The sequence below is a fragment of the Bradyrhizobium sp. 61 genome (assembly GCF_023073075.1).
GTDB classification, from domain to species: domain Bacteria; phylum Pseudomonadota; class Alphaproteobacteria; order Rhizobiales; family Xanthobacteraceae; genus Bradyrhizobium; species Bradyrhizobium barranii.
On record NZ_JADPIU010000084.1, the window covers coordinates 234,196 to 252,948 of the forward strand.

At 64.9% G+C, this 18,753-nt stretch carries 18 protein-coding genes; 7 read left to right on the plus strand and 11 right to left on the minus strand.

Features of this window, described 5'->3' with window-relative positions; genetic code table 11:
* Positions 1-143 precede the first annotated feature (143 nt).
* Positions 144-791 carry a TetR/AcrR family transcriptional regulator gene (locus IVB46_RS34600; RefSeq protein WP_247308086.1) on the plus strand — a complete coding sequence of 216 codons (648 nt, stop codon included), beginning with the start codon at positions 144-146 and terminating at the stop codon, positions 789-791.
* On the opposite strand, the gene IVB46_RS34605 is transcribed toward IVB46_RS34600, so the two are convergent.
* The 4 genes from IVB46_RS34605 to IVB46_RS34620 form a co-directional block, all read right to left on the minus strand.
* Positions 788-1,426 (minus strand): aspartate/glutamate racemase family protein, encoded by a 639-nt coding sequence (locus tag IVB46_RS34605; RefSeq protein ID WP_247344558.1) that lies wholly within the window; start codon positions 1,424-1,426, stop codon positions 788-790. The genes IVB46_RS34600 and IVB46_RS34605 overlap by 4 nt on opposite strands.
* Positions 1,427-1,584: 158 nt before the next feature.
* Positions 1,585-2,598: an amino acid ABC transporter substrate-binding protein gene (locus tag IVB46_RS34610; protein WP_063984716.1), complete on the minus strand. Its 1,014-nt coding sequence runs from the start codon at positions 2,596-2,598 to the stop codon at positions 1,585-1,587.
* Positions 2,599-2,610: 12 nt separating this feature from the next.
* Complete coding sequence (locus tag IVB46_RS34615) at positions 2,611-3,960, minus strand: aspartate aminotransferase family protein (RefSeq protein WP_247308089.1); 1,350 nt, start codon at positions 3,958-3,960, stop codon at positions 2,611-2,613.
* A gap of 3 nt (positions 3,961-3,963) precedes the next feature.
* Positions 3,964-4,836, minus strand: coding sequence for an SIS domain-containing protein (locus IVB46_RS34620; RefSeq protein WP_247308092.1), 873 nt, complete (start codon positions 4,834-4,836; stop codon positions 3,964-3,966).
* Between the two features lie 87 nt (positions 4,837-4,923).
* Between IVB46_RS34620 and IVB46_RS34625 the strand changes: the two genes are divergently transcribed.
* The 3 genes from IVB46_RS34625 (at position 4,924) to IVB46_RS34635 (ending at position 7,603) form a co-directional block, all read left to right on the plus strand.
* Positions 4,924-6,111, plus strand: a complete 1,188-nt coding sequence (locus IVB46_RS34625) for an ABC transporter permease subunit (protein ID WP_014496910.1) — start codon at positions 4,924-4,926, stop codon at positions 6,109-6,111.
* Positions 6,112-6,113: 2 nt separating this feature from the next.
* Positions 6,114-7,223, plus strand: a complete 1,110-nt coding sequence (locus tag IVB46_RS34630) for an amino acid ABC transporter permease (protein WP_247308095.1) — start codon at positions 6,114-6,116, stop codon at positions 7,221-7,223.
* A gap of 197 nt (positions 7,224-7,420) precedes the next feature.
* Complete coding sequence (locus tag IVB46_RS34635) at positions 7,421-7,603, plus strand: hypothetical protein (protein WP_247308097.1); 183 nt, start codon at positions 7,421-7,423, stop codon at positions 7,601-7,603.
* A gap of 52 nt (positions 7,604-7,655) precedes the next feature.
* On the opposite strand, the gene IVB46_RS34640 is transcribed toward IVB46_RS34635, so the two are convergent.
* Complete coding sequence (locus IVB46_RS34640; RefSeq protein ID WP_247308100.1) at positions 7,656-9,074, minus strand: amidase family protein; 1,419 nt, start codon at positions 9,072-9,074, stop codon at positions 7,656-7,658.
* A 116-nt stretch (positions 9,075-9,190) separates the two neighbouring features.
* On the minus strand, positions 9,191-9,967 hold the full coding sequence (locus IVB46_RS34645) for an SDR family oxidoreductase (RefSeq protein ID WP_247344561.1): 777 nt from the start codon (positions 9,965-9,967) through the stop codon (positions 9,191-9,193).
* A gap of 159 nt (positions 9,968-10,126) precedes the next feature.
* Between IVB46_RS34645 and IVB46_RS34650 the strand changes: the two genes are divergently transcribed.
* Positions 10,127-11,200 carry a tartrate dehydrogenase gene (locus IVB46_RS34650; RefSeq protein ID WP_063984708.1) on the plus strand — a complete coding sequence of 358 codons (1,074 nt, stop codon included), beginning with the start codon at positions 10,127-10,129 and terminating at the stop codon, positions 11,198-11,200.
* A 201-nt stretch (positions 11,201-11,401) separates the two neighbouring features.
* Here the strand turns inward: IVB46_RS34650 and IVB46_RS34655 are convergent, their stop codons facing one another.
* The 5 genes from IVB46_RS34655 to IVB46_RS34675 form a co-directional block, all read right to left on the minus strand.
* The gene (locus IVB46_RS34655) at positions 11,402-12,043 is read right to left on the minus strand and encodes a suppressor of fused domain protein (protein ID WP_247308106.1); all 642 of its coding nucleotides are present in this window, start codon (positions 12,041-12,043) and stop codon (positions 11,402-11,404) included.
* A 168-nt stretch (positions 12,044-12,211) separates the two neighbouring features.
* Positions 12,212-13,285 (minus strand): malate/lactate/ureidoglycolate dehydrogenase, encoded by a 1,074-nt coding sequence (locus tag IVB46_RS34660; RefSeq protein WP_247308110.1) that lies wholly within the window; start codon positions 13,283-13,285, stop codon positions 12,212-12,214.
* Between the two features lie 11 nt (positions 13,286-13,296).
* On the minus strand, positions 13,297-14,208 hold the full coding sequence (locus tag IVB46_RS34665; protein ID WP_247308113.1) for an NAD(P)-dependent oxidoreductase: 912 nt from the start codon (positions 14,206-14,208) through the stop codon (positions 13,297-13,299).
* A gap of 12 nt (positions 14,209-14,220) precedes the next feature.
* Positions 14,221-15,471, minus strand: a complete 1,251-nt coding sequence (locus IVB46_RS34670) for a Zn-dependent hydrolase (protein WP_247308116.1) — start codon at positions 15,469-15,471, stop codon at positions 14,221-14,223.
* Positions 15,472-15,502: 31 nt separating this feature from the next.
* Entirely contained in the window at positions 15,503-16,420 is a 918-nt protein-coding gene (locus IVB46_RS34675; RefSeq protein WP_247308119.1) for a LysR family transcriptional regulator, read from the minus strand.
* A gap of 119 nt (positions 16,421-16,539) precedes the next feature.
* Between IVB46_RS34675 and IVB46_RS34680 the strand changes: the two genes are divergently transcribed.
* Positions 16,540-17,355 carry a putative hydro-lyase gene (locus IVB46_RS34680; protein ID WP_247308122.1) on the plus strand — a complete coding sequence of 272 codons (816 nt, stop codon included), beginning with the start codon at positions 16,540-16,542 and terminating at the stop codon, positions 17,353-17,355.
* A gap of 89 nt (positions 17,356-17,444) precedes the next feature.
* Positions 17,445-18,689, plus strand: a complete 1,245-nt coding sequence (locus tag IVB46_RS34685) for an ABC transporter substrate-binding protein (protein WP_247308124.1) — start codon at positions 17,445-17,447, stop codon at positions 18,687-18,689.
* The last annotated feature ends 64 nt before the right edge of the window (positions 18,690-18,753 follow it).

Below are 18,753 nucleotides of genomic sequence, written 5' to 3' on the forward strand. Positions count from 1 at the left end.
CTCGGTCGTGTGCGCGGGGCCCGAAGGCCGCGCGATCCTCATGTCAATTTTATCGGCGGCATTTGCCGCCGCTTTAAGTTATATGCTATTACATTCGCGACGGGCTTCCCCTGTCAAGCGCAAACTTATAGGCTTGACGTAACATGCGTTCACAACTCGTCCGTAAGCCGGAGAATACTTACCACCATGGCGATCTCCGTGACGCCTTGATCAAGGCCGCGCTGCGCGAGGCGGAGCAGGGCGGCGCCGAGGCGATCAGCATCAAGGCGCTTGCCAAACAGCTCGGCGTCTCGCAGCCGGCGCCGTATCGGCATTTTGCCGACCGTGATGCGCTGCTAACGGCGGTGACGGCGGAGGCGTTCCGGCAGCTCAGTGCACTTCTGCGCGAGGCGATGGCGAAGCCGTCGAAGCAATCGAAACTGTCGCGGCTGGCGCAGGCGACGCTCGATTTCGGTCTGCGCCGCAACGGCATCTATCGCCTGATGTTCGCTTCCCGCACCGTGTCATGCGCGGCAAAGGGCAGCGAGCTGCACGACGCCACGCGCGAGACTTTCGCGCTGGTGATCGAGGCCCTCGAGGCGCCGGCGGTCGGCTTCTTGCGCGAGCGGCAAGCGCTCAAGATCTGGGCGGCGTTGCATGGCGTCGTGATGCTGGCCGAGCAGGGCCTGTTCACCGGCGAGGCCGCGCATGCCACGCGCGAGGAACTGGTCGAGGACTTTGTGAGCGAAACGAAGGCCGCGCTCGTTGCTGCGATCAAGGATGCACGACGTCGGAAAAAGTCCGGCGCCTAGGCCTTCGCTTTCAGCAGCCTCATCAGCTTGTCGACCGCGCTGTCCGGGGTCGTCACGACCGGGCGGCCGGTGGCCTCGGCGACCAGCGGCGCGGTTGCCGCGATGCTGAATTGCGCAAGCGCAATGACGTCGCAATCGCGCAAGTCCTTTGAAGCCTCGACAATCAGCCTGTCGTGCGTGGTGCGATCGCCGCGATCGAGCGCGGCCAGCGCGCCCTCGGCGAGTTTCGGCACGACCTTGGCGGAGGCCGGAAACTCCGGTGGCATCGAGGCCAGTGTCGGCGGGAAGGTCGAGAGCAGGCCAATGCGCTTGCCCATAGTCACGGCCTGCTCGATCATCGCCTCGTTCGGCTTCAGCACGGGCATCGGCGCATGTGCGCGCGCGACGGCCTCGATGCAGGGGCCGAAGGCCGAGCAGGTGAACAGGATTCCGTCCGCCCCGGTCGCTGCCGCATAGTCGCCGAGCGCGAGGAAGCGCTCGGTCATGGCATCGTTGAGCACGCCGTCGCGGGCCAGATCCGCCGAGAGGCTGTCATCGAGCAGGTTCATCAGCCGCGCCTCTGGCCACGCCTTCGCGAACGCAGCCTCGATCGGCGCGATGGAATGCTTGAGGGCGTGAATCAGGGCGATGCGCATCGGTGTCTCTTCTCCCTCTCCCCGTTCTTACGGGGAGAGGGTCGGGGTGAGGGGCTCTATCCACGTTGAAAGTGAGGGATGAATTCGCGGAGGCTCCCCCTCACCCGACCGCTGCGCGGTCGACCTCTCCCCGCAGGCGGGGAGAGGTGAAGCACCGTTTACTTGAACGGCACCGCGTACATCAAGCCGCCCTTGCTCCAGAGGCCGTTGAGGCCGCGGTCGAGCTTGAGCGGGCTCGCCTTGCCGACATTGCGCTCGTAGATCTCGCCGTAATTGCCGGTGGCCTTGATCACGGTCACCAGCCACTTGTTGTCGAGACCGAGCCGCGAGCCGAGGTCGCCGGAGGCACCCAGCAGGCGCTGGACCGCCGGCGTCTGTGACTTCGCCATCTCATCGACATTGCCTTGCGTGACACCGAGTTCCTCGGCCTCGATCAGGCCGTAATGCAACCAGGTGATGATGTCGCTCCAGACTTCGTCACCGTTGCGGGTGAACGGGCCGAGCGGCTCCTTGCTGATGGTCTGCGGCAGCACGACGTAGTCGGCCGGATTCGGCGCCGCGGTCGTCACGGCGCCGGCGAGCGCGGAGGCGTCCTGGGTCATGGCATCGCAGCGGCCGCCGAAGAAGGTCTGGTACATGGTGTCGACGCGGTCGAACACCAGCGGCTTCCAGTCGATGCCGTTGGCGCGGCCGTAATCGCCGAGCGTGACCTCATGCGTGGTGCCCTGCGCGACGCAGACAGTCGCACCCTTCAAATCCTTTATCTCCTTCACGCCGAGGTCCTTCTTCACGACAAAGCCCTGGCCGTCGTAGAAGTTGACCGGACCCTGGCGGAGGCCCAGCGTCACGCCACGCAGATAGGTCTGGGTCGAGTTGCGGTAGAGTACGTCGATCTCGCCCGATTGCAGCGCGGTGAAGCGGTTCTGCGCGGTCAGCGAGACGTAGCGCACCTTGCTGGCGTCGCCGAGCACGCCGGCCGCGAGCGCGCGGCAATAATCGACGTCGAGACCCTTGTAATTGCCCTGCGAGTCCGGCGCGGAGAAACCGGCAAAGCCGGCGCTGACGCCGCAGATCAGCGTGCCGCGGCTCTTCACCGTGTCGAGCGTCGCCGCCGACGCGGCAACCGTCGATGCCGCAAGCATGCCGGCTACGATAACAACTTTCCTCATCATATGACTCTCCCCTCAGTGATTGACACTACGCAACACGTTGTCGACGGCGGTGCCGAGCTTGTCGACGATCAGATCGATCTCGGCAGCCGAAGCGATATAGGGCGGCGCCAGCAGCACATGGTCGCCACGGACGCCGTCCACGGTACCGCCGCCGGGATAGCAGCCGAGCCCGTTGGCGAAGGCATCCGCCTTGATCTTCTGGTTCAGCTTGAGCGCGGGATCGAACGAGGTGCGGCCGGCGCGATCGGCGACGAACTCGATCGCCCAGAACAGGCCGCGGCCCCTGATGTCGCCGACATGGCGGTGATTGCCGAAGCGCTCGGTCAGCCGTTGCTCGAGCTGCTTGCCACGCTCCTTGACGCGGTCGAGCAGGCGGTCCTCGCGGATCACGTCCTGCACCGCGAGCGCGGCCGCGCAGGCGAGGGGATGCGCCAGATAGGTGTGGCCATGCTGGAACGCGCCGGAGCCTGAGCGGATGGTGTCGATAATCTTGCCGCTCGCGAGCATCGCGCCGATCGGCTGGTAGCCGCCGCCGAGACCCTTTGCGATCGCCTGGATATCGGGAGCAACGCCCTCCTGCTCCCAGGCGTGCGTCGTGCCGGTGCGGCCCATGCCGCTCATGACTTCGTCGAGGATGAGGAGGGCGCCATGCCGGTCGCAGATCTCGTGCACCGCCTTGAAGTAGCCGTCCGGTGCCGTCACCGCACCGGCGGTGGCACCGACGACGGGCTCGGCGAGGAACGCGGCGACGGTGTCGGGGCCCAGCCGCTGAAATTCGCCTTCGAGCTCCGCGGCCAGTCGCGCCACGAACTGCGCATCGGATTCGCCCTCGTGCTTCTCGTGATAGGCGAAGGCCGGCGTCACATGGCTGAAAGCACCGGACAGCAGGGGCGCATAGGGCGCGCGCCGCCAGGCATTGCCACCGGCGGCGAGCGCGCCGAGCGTGTTGCCGTGATAGCTCTGCCGCCGCGCAATGAAGTGCTGCCGCTGCGGCTCGCCGCGCTCGATGAAATATTGCCGCGCCAGCTTGATGCTGGCTTCGATCGCCTCCGATCCGCCACTGACGAAATAGGCGTAGGCGAGACCGCCGGGTTCATGCCCGACCAGCGTCTCGGCCAGCGCCTCGGCCGGCTCGGAGGAGAAGAAGGCGGTGTGCGCATAGGCCAGCGTCGAGGCTTGTTTTGCCATCGCCGCGATCACGCGCGGATGCTGATGGCCGAGGCAGGAGACGGCTGCGCCGCCGGAGGCGTCGATCACGCGCCGCCCGTCCTCGGCGAAAAGATAGACGCCTTCGCCGCCGATCGCCTTGGGCGGCGTTTCGCGCAACGAACGGTGCAGCACGCGGCTGGTGCGAGCGGCCATGGGTCAACCTTTCTCTGGGACGTAAGTGGAGGCCGCGGCGAGCCGCGCCTCGGTGGTTTCCAGGCGCTTCTTCGCGGCCGTGCCGCCGAGCGAGAATGTGACCGCCGCGAGCGATTGCGCAATCGCGATGGCACCCGTGAGACTCGGGAAGAAGCCGGGGGACGAGGCCGCCTCAAACAGCAGCACGTGGTCGGCGCCTTCGGCCATCGGCGCCGAGAGGCTGTCCGCGATCGCGATCAGCGCTGCGCCTGCACGATGGGCGGCCTGCGCAACACGGACGCTCGCGTGCGTGTAGGGCAGGAAGCCGATGACGATGACGGCTTCGCCGGGACGAAAGGCGCCGAGATCGAGATCGTCGGGGCCGGATGCGCCGACGAGTTGCACCTGTTCGGGACGGAACAGCCGGAGCTCGTAGTTCACGAGCTCCGCGACGCTCCGGCAGCTTCGGTAGCCGGCAATCCAGATCCGCTTGGCGTCGTGCAGCGCGCGGGCGGCATCCGCAATCGGCTGGGCCGGAATGCGCAGAAGGCCGGCGCCCTCGGCCTCGAGCTTGTCGGTGACGAGCGCGACATCGGCGTGCGGGCCGTGACGGCGGCTCTTGGCGCGGCCGGAGAAAGGTGAGATCTGCGACGGCCGCCGCGCTTCGGTGAGTGCCGCGCGCAATTGGTCCCAGCCGGAATAGCCGATGGCCTTGGCAAGCCGCGTGAATGCGGCCGGGTCGGCGCCGGCCTCGGCGGCGAGATCACGCATCGAACGGGTGGTGGCGTCGTAGTCATTGGCGGCAACGAAGCGGCCGACCTCCTGCAGGCGCAGGGGGAGCGATGGCAACGCAATGCGCAGTTCGCTCAAGGGCGAGGATTTCGCGGGCTCGGCCATGAAACATTTGTTGCACGCTTTTTAGATTGGTGCAACAGTTGACGTGCGCCGCCGGAAATCGTTGCTCGCCAGAAGGATTTTTGTGCTGTGACTTCAGACAGTCCAAGACCGCCGCCCCGCCGTCGCTTCTTCGGCGGATTTGGCCGCCGAGAGCTGCAAGGCCTGTTCTGGCAGGTGCTCGTCGTCGGAATCGTGCTTGGGGTTGTCGCCTTCCTCTGGTCCAACACCGTCACCAATCTCTCGGCCCGCCGCATCACCACCGGCTTCGCTTTCCTCGGCCGCGAAGCCGGCATGCCGATCGCCGACAGCCTGCTCTCTTATAATCCAAGAGACACGTACCTGTGGGCCTTCGTCGTCGGCATCGCCAACACCTTGCGCGTCGCCGTGATCGGCATCGTGCTCGCGACGATCCTGGGCACGCTGATCGGCATTTCGCGTCTCTCCGCCAACTGGCTGTTGTCGCGGCTCGCCGCGGTCTATGTCGAAACGCTCCGCGACATCCCGCTGCTGCTGCAGCTCCTGTTCTGGTACGTGTTGATGCAGGCGCTGCCGGCCGCGCGCGCGGCCTGGCGGCCGGTCGAGGGCGTATTTCTGTCCAATCGCGGCCTGATCCTGCCGGCGATTCCGGTCGGCTCGCCGCAGCTCTGGGTGCTTGGTACAGCCGTGCTCGGGCTTGCCGTGTTTTATCTCATCAGGCGATGGCTGATCGCGCAGCAGATGCGCGACGGCAAGCCGCGGCCGGCGTGGCCCTTTGCGGTTGGCTTCATCGTCGCGCTGCCGGCGGCAATGTCCGTGGCGCTTGGTGTGTCCTGGAAGATCGAATGGCCGGAGTTGCGCGGCTTCAACTTCGTCGGCGGGCTGACGCTCGCGCCGGAGTATTTCGCGCTGCTGATCGCGCTCGTGACCTACACCTCGGCCTTCATTGCCGAGATCGTGCGCAGCGGCATCCAGTCCGTGCCGCGCGGACAATGGGATGCCGCCAATGCGCTCGGCTTGCGCCGCAGCTTCATGCTGCGGCAGATCATCCTGCCGCAGGCGCTGCGCGTCATCGTGCCGCCGATGACGAGCCAGTATCTCAACCTGACGAAGAATTCCTCGCTCGCGGTCGCGATCGGTTACCAGGACGTAGTGTCTGTCGCCAATACCACGCTGAACCAGACCGGGCAGGCGATCGAGGCGATCGCGCTGATCATGGCGGTGTTCCTGACCATCAGCCTCGGCATCAGCTTCTTCATGAACTGGTACAATTCGCGCATCGCGCTGGTGGAGCGCTGATCATGACGGCGATCACCGACATTCCGGACGCCCCGCGTGCTGCCCGCCGCCCGCAGATGGGCAACCCGGTGCTGCGCTGGCTCCGCACCAACTTGTTCTCGTCGATTCCCAACGCCATTCTTTCGGTCGTGTTGCTGGCGATCCTCGCCAAGGGCATCTTCAGCTTCGTGCAGTGGGGCATCGCGAACGCGGTCTGGCTCACGCCGGCAAACGATTCCAGCGCCTGCCGCGCCGCACGCAGCCTCGGTGCCTGCTGGGCGATCATCCCCGAAAAATATCGCTTTATCCTGTTCGGCACCTATCCGTTCGACGAACAGTGGCGGCCGGCACTGTCGGTCGTGCTGTTCATCGCGCTGTTCTATCTCTCGACGCGTCGCGCCCTGTGGCGACGCGAACTGGCCTATATCTGGATCGGCGCGCTCGCGCTGATCAGCGTGCTGATGTGGGGCGGGGTGCTCGGCCTCTCCTTCGTCTCGCAGGACCGTTGGGGTGGCTTGCCGGTGACGCTGATCCTGGCGACGTTTGGTCTCGCGTTCGGCTTCCCGCTCGGCATCCTGGTCGCACTCGGCCGGCGTTCAAAGCTGCCGGCGATCCGCTCGCTCAGCGTCCTCTATGTCGAGCTGATCCGCGGCGTGCCGCTGGTGAGTCTGTTGTTCATGGCGAGCGTGATGTTTCCGCTGTTCATGCCGAGCGGATTCAACATCGACAAGCTGTTGCGCGCGCAGATCGCCATCATCCTGTTCGCGGGCGCCTACCTTGCCGAAGTCATCCGTGGCGGCCTCCAGGCCGTGCCGCGCGGGCAATATGAGGCCGCCGATGCGCTGGGGCTGTCCTACTGGCGCAAGCATCGCCTGATCGTCCTGCCGCAGGCGATCCGCCACGTCATCCCGCCGCTGGTCAACACCTTCATCGCGTTCTTCAAGGACACCAGCCTGGTCCTGATCATCGGCATCTTCGACCTGCTGACGACGGCCAAGACCGCGATCATCGATCCGGCCTGGCAGCAGTTCTCGGTCGAGGTCTACATCTTCGTTGCCGCGATCTACTTTGTCTTTTGCTTTGCGATGTCGCGGTACAGTCGCGGCCTGGAGGCGAATACCGCCGCGAGGTGAGCGGCTTTCCCCGCCGCGGGAGCGAGCCAGGAGCGCTGGAAGCCTATACTGGAGCGCGAAATGCTTATGCCGCGCCTATATCGCGTGCCTGGATTCAAACTGGCAATCCTACGCGGCGAGATCCATCTGCAATTTGCTGGTGGCACTCACAAGAGGCACGTCACATCATGATGAAATCAGTTCTCGCAGCGTCGGCCATGCTGGTCGCGCTTTGCTCCGCCGCCTCTGCCCACGAGGCAATGAATCACTCGCACGTGGCTTCGGCGGCCACCGTCCAGATGTCGGAAACGCATCCGAACTCCTTCGCCTTCGCCGCTCCAACGGATGAGGCCGGATACGATGCGCATCGGTATCACGGCGGGCCGAAAGCGAACGACTAGGGTCTGACCGGCGCACGGCGGGGACGGCCAAGTCCCCGCGGTGCGGCTCGCGTTATGCCTTCACCTTGGGATCGATCGGCGTGGAGCCGCGCAGACCCAGAATATCCTCCAACACCTTCGCGCCGGCGATCACCTGCGCATCCGCGCGCGGGGCGCCGACGACCTGCACACCGATCGGGAGGCCCGATGCCGTAAAGCCGCAGGGCAGCGACAGCGACGGGCAGCAGGCGAGCGTGATGGCGTAGACGATGCCGAGCCATTCGACATAGTTCTCGAACTTCTTGCCGGCGCATTCGGCGACATAGCGGTGCTCGATCGGGAAGGGCGGTACGATCGTGGTCGGCGTCAACAGCAGGTCGTAGTTTTTGAAGAACTCGATCGCGCGCGCGGTCATGCCGACGCGCTGCGCCTCGGCGCGCGCGAGCTGCTCGACGGTGAGCTTGATGCCTTCCTCGATGTTCCAGATCACCTCGGGCTTCAGAAGGTCGCGCTTGGTCCGCAGCAGATTGGCCTTGGTGATCGCGAAATCGAAGGCGCGCAGGACGTGGAAGCATTCATGCGCCTCGCGCCAGTCCGGATGCGCTTCTTCCACGATCGCGCCAGCCTCCGCAAAGCGTTCAGCGGCCTTGCGCGTGATCGCCTTGACCTCTGGATCGACCGGCGTGATGCCGAGATCGGGCGAATAGGCGATGCGCTTCGGCTTCTTGCCTGACTGCGCCGCCGACAGGAACGAGGTCGCAGGCGCCGGCAGCGACAGCGGGTCGTCCGCATAGTCGCCGCTCATGGCATCTAACAGCAGCGCAAGATCCTCGACGTTGCGCGCCATCGGCCCCACCACGCCGAGATTGCGGTCGATTGCCGATTTAGGCGTATGTGCGACGCGCCCGATGCTCGGCCGCATGCCGACCACGCCGCAGAACGCCGCGGGGCTGCGCAAGCTGCCGCCCATGTCGGAGCCCTGGGCGAGCCAGGCCATGCCGGTGGCAAGCGCCACCGCAGCGCCGCCGGAGGAGCCGGCCGCAGACTTCGTCGTATCCCAGGGATTGAGGGTCGCGCCGAATACTTCGTTGAAGGTGTTGGCGCCGGCGCCGAATTCCGGTGTGTTCGACTTGGCGTAGACGACCGCGCCATTGCCTTCGAGGTTCTCGACCATGAGATCGGACTGCTTGGGCACATTATCCCTGAAGATCGGCGAACCCTGTGTGTTCAGCACGCCCGCGACATCGGTCAGGTCCTTGATCGGTACCGGCAGGCCGGCAAGCAGCCCGCGGGCTCCGGCCGGCTTCTGCATCAGCGCCTTGGCGTTGTCCCGCGCGCGTTCGAAGCATAGCGTCGGCAGCGCGTTGACCTTGCCGTCGACCTCACCGATGCGCGTCTCCAGCACATCCAGAAGCTCGAGCGGCGAGACGTCGCCGGATCGCAGCTTGTCGACGACGGCGCATGCGGTTTCGCGGATCAGGTCTTGAGACAACTATTTTACTCCTGTGCTTATTCAATCGTCATTGCGAGCGCAGTGAAGCAATCCAGAAATGTACCTGAGATGGCAATCTGGATAGCTTCGCTGCGCTTGCAATGACGCGGATAGAGTTAACCCCAGCCCGCGCTGATGCCGCCATCCACGGTATAGATGACCCCCGACGTATATCCGGCGCGATCGGACGCCAGGAACGCCATGAGATCGCCGATCTCGCGCGCATGCGCGGGCCGGCCGAGCGGCAGGCTCTTCTGGAATTCCTTGTAACGGCTCTCATCGCCGAACTGGTGCTTTGCCCGCGTCTTGAGCAGGGTGACGTGGCGATCAGTGCCGACCGGGCCGGGATTGATGCCGACCACGCGGATGTTGTCGGCGAGGCTCTTGCCGCCGAGCGCGCGGGTGAAGGCCATCAATGCGGCGTTGCCGGCGCTGCCGCAGATGTAATTGGCGTCGAATTTTTCGCCGGCCGCGCCGATGTCATTGACGATGACGCCGCCGGCCTTCGCCTTCATCTGCGCGTAGATCTGCCGCGTCAGGTTGATGTAGCCGAACACTTTCAATTCCCAGGCGTGCCGCCAGGTCGCCTCGTCGATCTTGTCGATCGAGCCGCCGGGAATGTCGCCGGCATTGTTGACGAGCACGTCGATGTCGGCGGCTTCCCTCGCGAGCCGCGCCACGTCCTCGGCCTTGCGCAGGTCCACGATGCTCGTCGCGGCATCGATCTGGTGCGCGGAGCGCAGGCGGTCCGCCAGCGCCTTGAGCTGGTCGCCGCTGCGGGCGGCGAGCAGGAGGTTTGCGCCTTCCTCGGCAAACGCCTCGGCGGCGGCTGCGCCAATGCCTTTGGACGCGCCTGTGATCAGGACGCGCTTGCCACGCAGATGCAGATCCATGAAGGGTACTCGCTCGGTGGGAACATCAGGATCAAACCAGTAGGCGCTCGGCCGCGCCACGGTCAACATTGCAGTGCAGCGTTGCACTGCTGCCGAGTTTGGTCCATTGCAGTGCGGTCAAAAAGGCGGCGGCTGCCGGACCAACCAAGGACGTTCTCGATGAGCAAGAAACAATACCGGATTGCAGTCATTCCTGGCGACGGCATCGGCAAGGAAGTGATGCCCGAGGGCCTGCGCGTTCTGGAGGCAGCGGCGAAGAAGCACGGGGTGTCCCTGCATTTCGACCATTTCGACTTCTCGTCCTGGGACTATTACGAGAAGCACGGCCAGATGATGCCGGACGACTGGAAAGAAAAGATCGGCAAGCATGACGCGATCTATTTCGGCGCCGTCGGCTGGCCGGCCAAGATTCCGGATCACGTCTCGCTGTGGGGGTCGCTGATCAAGTTTCGCCGCGAGTTCGACCAGTATGTGAATTTGCGCCCGGTGCGGCTGATGCCCGGCGTGCCGTCGCCGCTGGCGAACCGCAAGCCCGGCGACATCGATTTCTGGGTGGTGCGCGAGAACACCGAAGGTGAATATTCCTCCGTCGGCGGCCGCATGTTCCCGGACACCGACCGCGAGTTCGTGACGCAGCAGACGGTGATGACCCGCATCGGCGTCGACCGCATCCTGAAATTCGCTTTCGAGCTCGCGCAATCGCGGCCGAAGAAGCACCTGACCTCGGCGACCAAGTCGAACGGCATCTCCATCACCATGCCCTATTGGGACGAGCGCGTGGAGGCGATGGCCAAGAAATTCCCGGGCGTGAAGTGGGACAAGTACCACATCGACATCCTGACCGCGAACTTCGTGCTGCATCCGGACTGGTTCGACGTCGTGGTCGGCTCGAATCTGTTCGGCGACATCCTCTCCGATCTCGGCCCGGCCTGCACCGGCACCATCGGCATCGCGCCATCAGGCAACATCAATCCCGAGGGCGATTTCCCCTCGGTGTTCGAGCCGGTGCACGGCTCGGCGCCTGACATTGCGGGGCAGGGCATCGCCAACCCGATCGGCGCGATCTGGTCCGGCGCGATGATGCTCGAGCACCTCGGCGAGAAGGAAGCCGGCAAGTCGATCGTCGATGCGATCGAGCGCACGCTCGCCGAACGCACGCTGCGCACCAAGGACCTCGGCGGCAACGCCGACACCACCGCCTGCGGCAAGGCGGTTGCGGATATGGTGGACTAAGGCGGCAGATCTTCCCCTCTCCCCTTGTGGGAGAGGGTGGCTCGCCGCGTAGCGGCGAGACGGGTGAGGGGTCTGTCTCCGCAGAGACGGGCCTCCCGTCCGAGAATGTTTTCTTCGCGGAGAGAACCCCTCATCCGGCGCTTCGCGCCACCTTCTCCCACAAGGGGAGAAGGGAAGGGGCAGCGGTGTTTTGGGCGCGCCCTACACATACGATTTCCGCGTCGGATCGAAGATCGGCGGATAATTGTTCTCGTCGAGCAGATCGAGAAACGGGTCGAGTCCCCTGGACTTGATGAGGCCGAGCTCCTGATGCGAGATCAGGTTCACGGTCAGGATCTCCACGGGATCGCTCGCGATCTCCAGCGCCTCGGCGATCTGCTTATCGGGGTCGATGATCGGTGTGAGAAACAGGAACGTCTGGAAGTCCGTTCCTGCAACCGGCGGACACGGCAGCGCGACGCGATGACCAAAACCGAACCAGGTCGTGTCGATGAACGGCAGATTGGCGAGCCAGCGCAGATTGGCGCAAACCTCCTCTGTCGGCTCCCGGACATACCACATCAGCTCGGCACGTGGCTTTGCGTCGCCATGCACCCCCGGCATTCGCTGTTCGCTCATGCCGTTGGTCAGAAGCACATAACCTTCGTCAGATCCCTCTTCGCACACCGGCACGAAATCGCGGCCAAAGGCGTGGATGTCGATGCGGCGCTCCGCGCTGTCGGTGATGCTGTGCTCGGGCTCGCCAAGCTCGCTTTCATAGATCGCGAGCCGATGCCGGTAGAAGTCGGTTTCGGGTAACGGCTCGCTCGAGCCGGACATGAGCTTTGCAAGACGGGAGAACATGTGAACCTCGGGGGCGGATGTGGACCGGGATATCCGCGTTGTCGTGAGACGACGCGGGCCGGTTCAAATCCGCTCCACGAGTGCGGTGCTGCTTCGCTTTAGTCCAGACCTCGTTGCGCGATTGTGCATTCGGCAGGGAGTATTCTGCGAGATGCGCTTCGTTCCCGACTAGCCCGCGATCTTCTCGATCGCGGCCTGGTCCAGTCCGAACTTCGTCCCGGCCTCCAGGATTTCCTGCCAGGTGGTCGGGTCGACCGGAATGCCTTCGGCCAGACGCTTCTTCCTGGTCTCGCGCTCGGGATCGCCGGCGATCTTCACCTTGTCGACGCCGGGAGCGGGCGGCGAGCCGGTGTGCCAGGCAACAAAACTCTCGACCTCGCTCGCAAGGTTGTCGCCGGTGCCGAGCTTGTTCGGGTCGATGACGATCGAGAGCATGCCGTTGAGGACGTTGTACTTGCCGTCGGACGGGCCCTTGACCACCTGCCCGCCGGAGAGCGCCCCGCCGAGGATTTCGCACACCAGTGCGAGCCCCGAGCCCTTGTGCTCGCCGAACGGCAGGATGGCGCCGTGCGGCGGGATCACGGTGTAGCGCGGGTTGGTGGTCGGCTTGCCTTCGTTGTCGATGATGGTGCCGGGCTCGAGCTCGACGCCCTTGTTGTGGGCGACGCGGGTCTTGCCCTGCGCGATCCTGCTGGTGGCGAAGTCGAGCACGATCGGGTCCTTGCCCCTGCGCGGGATGCCCACGCAGAACGGGTTGGTGCCGTGGCGCGCATCGCTGCCGCCCCACGGCGCCACGATCGGGCGCGAGATCACGTTGACGAAGTGGATCGAGACCAGCCCGTGGTCGATGCACTGCTCGGCCCAATGGCCGATGCGGCCGATGTGGTGCGAGTTGGAGAGGCCGACGAGACACACGCCGTTGCGCTTGGCGCGCTCTGCCGCCAGCTCCATCGCTTCATGGCCGATCACCTGGCCATAGCCGGTGAGGCCGTCAAGGGTGAGAAGCGGACCGGTGTCGAGCACGATCTTGACGTGCGCGTTCACGGCGAGGCCGCCCGTGGTGACGCTCTGGACATAGCGCGGGATCATGCCGACGCCGTGCGAGTCATGTCCTCTAAGATTGGCCTCGACGAGGTTGGTGGCCACGAGCTCGGCTTCGCGGTCCGTAGACCCGCCCGCCTTGACGATGGCACGGACGACGTTGGTGAGCGGCTCTGCCTTGATGGTGCGATAGTCGGCCATTGTTGTTGCTTTTATCCCTTCACGATCCGGCGGCAATGGACCCATGCCGCTTCAATCAGGTTCTCGCTCGCTTCCGGCGTGCGGAAGGCCGAATGCGCCGACAGCGTCACGTTCGGCAGTCTTGTCAGCGGATGGTCGCCGGGCAGGGGCTCGATGTTGAAGACGTCGAGGCCGGCATGGCGGATATGCCCCGACTTCAGCGCGTCGATCATCGCCTGCTCGTCGACGACCGCGGCACGCGCGGTGTTGATCAGGATGACACCGGGCTTCATCGCAGAAATCTTCTCGCGCGTGATCATGCCGCGGGTCTCGTCGTTGAGCAGCAGATGCAGCGACACGACGTCGCTTCTCGCCAGCAGCGTGTCGAGATCGGTGAACTCGACGCCCGGATGGCTCTTTGGCGATCGGTTCCAGGCGATCACCTTCATGCCTGAGCCGACCGCAATGCGTGCGACTTCCGCGGCGATGCCGCCGAAGCCGATCAGGCCGAGCGTCTTGCCGGTGAGCTGCATGCCATCCTCGCGCAGCCAATTACCGACGCGCATCTCGCGGTCCATCATCGCGATGACGCGGGCAGAGGCCCACATCAGGGCGATCGCGGACTCCGCGACTGCCGTGTCGCCATACCCCTTGATCAGATGCACGGAGATGCCGAGCTCGGCGAGCTCTTCCGGATTCATGTAGCTGCGCGCGCCGGTGCCGAGGAACACGACGTGCTTGAGGCCGGCGCATTTCTTCGCGACCTCGGTCGGCAGCGCGGTGTGGTCGACGATGGCGATCTCCGCACCATCGAGAACTTCGGGATATTGCTCGGGCTTGATGTCGGGATCCCTGTGGATCCGCACCTTGGGATCGCCGGGCTTCTCCAGCCGCTCCATGATCACGGCGAGGGCTTCGTTGGCGTCGACGAAAACTCCGCGCATGGCTCTCTCCGATCAGGACGCGACGCCGGCGATCGCCAGCACGGTATGCATCAGCACGTTGGTGCCCGCGGCGCAGTCGGGCTGCGTGGCGTCCTCCAGCTCGTTATGGCTGATGCCGTCCTTGCAGGGCACGAACACCATCGCCGCCGGCATGACGGTGTTGAGGTTGCAGGCATCGTGGCCGGCGCCGGAGGTGATGCGGCGAGAGGAATAGCCGAGCATCTTCGCCGCGTTCTCGACCGCCGCGATCAGCTTGGGATCGAAATGCGTCGGTGGCTTGCGCCAGACCAGGTCGATCTTGACCTCGACCTTGCGGCGCGCGGCGATCTCGGCAATGGCGGCGCGCAAATCGCGATCGAGCGCGTCCATGATGGCGCCATCCGCGCTGCGGCAATCCATGGTGAAGGCGATCTCGCCGGGAATGACGTTGCGCGAGGGATTTGCGATCACGGCCTCGCCGATGGTGCCGACTGCCTTCGGCCCATGCTTCTTCGCAATGGCCTCCATCGCCAGCACGATTTCGGAGAGCGTCGCGAGCGCATCGCGCCGCAGCGGCATCGGCGTCGATCCGGCATGGCTCTCGAAGCCGGAAATCTTGCCGTCGTACCAGAGCACGCCCTGGCCGGAATCGACCACGCCGATGGTCTTGCCTTCGGCCTCGAGGATCGGACCCTGCTCGATGTGCAGCTCGACGAAGCAGCCGAGCTTCTGGAAGCCGACCGGCCTGTCGCCGCGATAGCCGATGCTGTCGAGCGCTTGGCTGACGGTCGTGCCGTCGATATCCTTGCGCGACAGGATGTCATCGGTGGTGAAATCGCCGACGTAAGCGGCGGAGGCCATCATCGCCGGTGCGAAGCGCGAGCCTTCCTCGTTGGTCCAGTTGACGACGCAGATCGGCGCTTCGGTTTCGATGCCGGCGTCGTTCAGCGTGCGGATCACCTCCAGCGCGCCGAGCGTCCCCAGAATGCCGTCATACTTGCCGCCGGTCGGCTGGGTGTCGAGATGCGAGCCGATGCCGACGGGCAGCTTCGTCATGTCGCGGCCCTTGCGCAGGCCGAACTGTGAGCCGAGTGCATCGGTGTGCACCTCGAGGCCGGCGTCCTCGCAGGCCTTGCGGAACCAGTCGCGCACCTGCTTGTCTTCGCTGCTCAGCGTCAGCCGCCGCACACCGCCCTTGGCCGTCCCGCCAAACTGGGCGGTCTCGTGGATGGAGCCCCAGAGGCGGGCGGAATCGATTTGCAGATTGGTGGCGGCTCGGCTCATGCGGTCGGTCTCTCGGTTGTCCGGCGCTTTTTCAATGACGCGCCGGCGCGGGCTCGTCAACCGCGAGGCTGCTCTGCGCAATCTGCCGTGCGAGTTCGGCGACGCGCTCCACCGCGACGACGTCAGGCGAGGCGAGCCAGCTCGCCGTGAATGTCAGCGGCGCTATGGCGAGATCGGTTTCGAGCAGTTGCAACCGCCCGTCGGCGAGCTCGTTCTCGACGATGGCGTCGGGGATCACGGCGATGCCGAGCCCTTCGACCGCCATATGGATGACCGTCGCCAGCGATGCGGACGCATGCAGCCGGATCGGCGGCAGCTCCGGCCGGTCGAAAACTTCGCGCACGACCTCGTAAGGCCTGGTCTTGCGCGGGAAGGTGATGATCGGAAACCGCGCGAGGTCGGCGCGCGTCACCGGGCCGTCGCCGAGCCCGAGCGAGGGGCTTGCGAGAAAGCCGATCGGATAATCCGCGAGCACGCGATTGTGGACGCCCGAGGCCGACAGCGGCCCCACCACGAAGGCCAGCTCGATCTCCTGCGCGAGCAGGCGTGCAGTGAGGTTCGGCGTGATGTCGACCTCGATCTCCAGCGACAGGTTCGGATAGACTTCGTTCATGCTCTTGACGAGCCGCGGCAGCCAGGTGTGCACGATGGTCTCGGCGACGCCGAGGCGCATCACGCCGCGCATCGCCGAGCGATCGCCGATCTCGGCGATCATCGCCGCCCTCAGGCCGATCAACTTCTCCGCATAGACCATCATCTGCCGGCCGCTCGGCGTCGGCGAAGCAACGCGATGATCGCGGTTGAGGAGCTTTACGCCCATCTCGCGCTCGAGCTGGGCGATGCGCTGGGAGATCGCCGGCTGGGTCGTATTGAGCCGTGCTGCGGCGCCGCGAAAGCTGCCGAGCTTCACAACCCAAAGGAAGGTTTCGATCGACCTGAAGTCCAGCATGAGAAGGATTTTCCCGATCGATAAATCTAATTTATCAAGATCGATTAGAAAGGAAGATTAGACTTTATAGCATGCTTGGTGTTGGCTGTCTTTGTCGAGTTTATAGGCAGGTCGATCAAATGACTGTTTTGGTGGCAGCGCAGCAAACTGAAACACCCGACACGCTCCCGAGCCGCCAGGCGCGGCTCGCCTATCGCGGCGGCCAGGTCGGATCTACTGCCGGCGTCGCCCCCGGCTTCGTCCAGGGCAATCTGGCGATCCTGCCGGCCGAATACGCCAGCGCCTTTCACCGCTTCTGCCAGCTCAATCCGAAACCGTGCCCGATCATCGGCATGTCCGACGTCGGCAGCCCTCACATCCCCGCACTCGGCGCCGATCTCGACATCCGCACCGACGTGCCGCGCTACCGCATCTGGCGCGACGGCGAGGCGGTCGACGAGCCGACCGACGTGACCAAGCATTGGCGCGACGATCTCGTGACCTTCGTGCTCGGCTGCTCGTTCTCGTTCGAAGAGGCGTTGCTCGACGAGGGCATGCCGATCCGCCACATCGAGCAGAACGTGCGCGTGCCGATGTACCGCACCAACATCGCCTGCGGCGAGGCCGGTCCGTTCGCCGGTCCCATGGTGGTGTCGATGCGTCCGTTCAAGCCGGCCGATGCGATCCGCGCGGTGCAGATCACCTCGCGTTATCCCGCCGTGCACGGTGCCCCCGTGCATCTCGGGCATCCGCATTTGATCGGCATCAAGGATCTCGCCAAGCCGGACTACGGCGATCCCGTGCCCGTCGCCGACGACGAGATCCCGGTGTTCTGGGCCTGTGGCGTGACGCCGCAATCGGTGATCAACGCCGCCAGGTTGCCGTTCGCGATCACGCATTCGCCCGGCCTGATGCTGGTGACGGATCTGAAGAACCGGAACATGGCCGTGATTTAGTAGGCAGCGTTTGCTGCTTCTTCGGGCTTTACCGCATCCATCAATCGCTCCATTCGATCAGTCGAAATTTAGTAACAGGGGACTTTGCCATGACGATCTCTCGCCGCGACGTGCTGCTTGGTGCCACAGCCACTGCCGCGCTGGTGCCGCTCGCTGCACGCGCCCAGACCTCCGAGGTCGTGATCGGCGTGATCTATCCGTTCTCCGGCGGCAGCGCGCAGCAGGGCGTCGACGCGCAGAAGGCCTATGAGACCGCGCTCGAGGTCATCAACAAGGACACCGATTTCGATCTGCCGCTGGCCAAGGGCGAGGGTCTGCCGGGCCTCGGCGGCGCAAAAGTCCGCCTCGTGTTCGCCGACCACCAGGCCGATCCGCAAAAGGGCCGCGCCGAGGCCGAGCGCCTGATCACGCAGGAGAAGGTCTCCGCGATCATCGGCACCTATCAAAGCGCGGTCGCCGTCACCGTCAGCCAGATCTGCGAACGCTACCAGATCCCGTTCGTCTCGGCCGACAACTCCTCGCCGAGCCTGCATCGCCGCGGCCTCAAATATTACTTCCGCGCCGCCCCGCATGACGAGATGTACTCGGCTGCGATGTTCGACTTCTTCGATGCTTTGAAGAAGAAGGGCACCAAGATCGAGACGCTGTCGCTGTTCCACGAGGACACCATCTTCGGCACCGATTCCGGCAACGCCCAGGCCAAGATCGCCGGCGAGCGCGGTTACAAGATCGTCTCCGACATCAAGTATCGCGCCAATTCGCCGTCGCTGTCGGCCGAGGTGCAGCAGCTCAAGAGCGCCAATGCCGACGTGCTGATGCCCTCGAGCTACACCACCGACGGCATCCTGCTGGTCAAGACCATGGGCGAGCTCGGCTACAAGCCGAACGCGATCGTGGCGCAGGACGCCGGCTTCTCGGAGAAGGCGCTCTATGATGCCGTCGGCGACAAGCTCGAAGGCGTGATCTCGCGCGGCACCTTCTCGCTCGATCTCGCGCAGAAGCGCCCCATGGTCGGCAAGATCAACGAGATGTTCAAGGCGCGCTCGGGCAAGGACTTCAACGATCTCACCTCGCGCCAGTTCATGGGCTTGATCATCCTGGCCGACGCCATCAATCGCGCCAAGTCGGCTGATGGCGAGAAGATCCGCGATGCACTGGCCGCGACCGACATCCCGGGCGAGCAGACCATCATGCCTTGGAAGCGCGTCAAGTTCGACGAGGCCGGCCAGAACAACGACGCCGACCCGGTGCTGCTGCAATATATCGGCGGCAAGTTCGTCACCATCTTCCCGCCGCAGGCCGCGATCGCCGAAGCGACCTGGCCGATGAAGTAAGATTGGGAAGCGGGAGCTCGGGCGTAGCTCCCGCCCTCATCCTGAGGAGCGGGCGTAGCCCGCG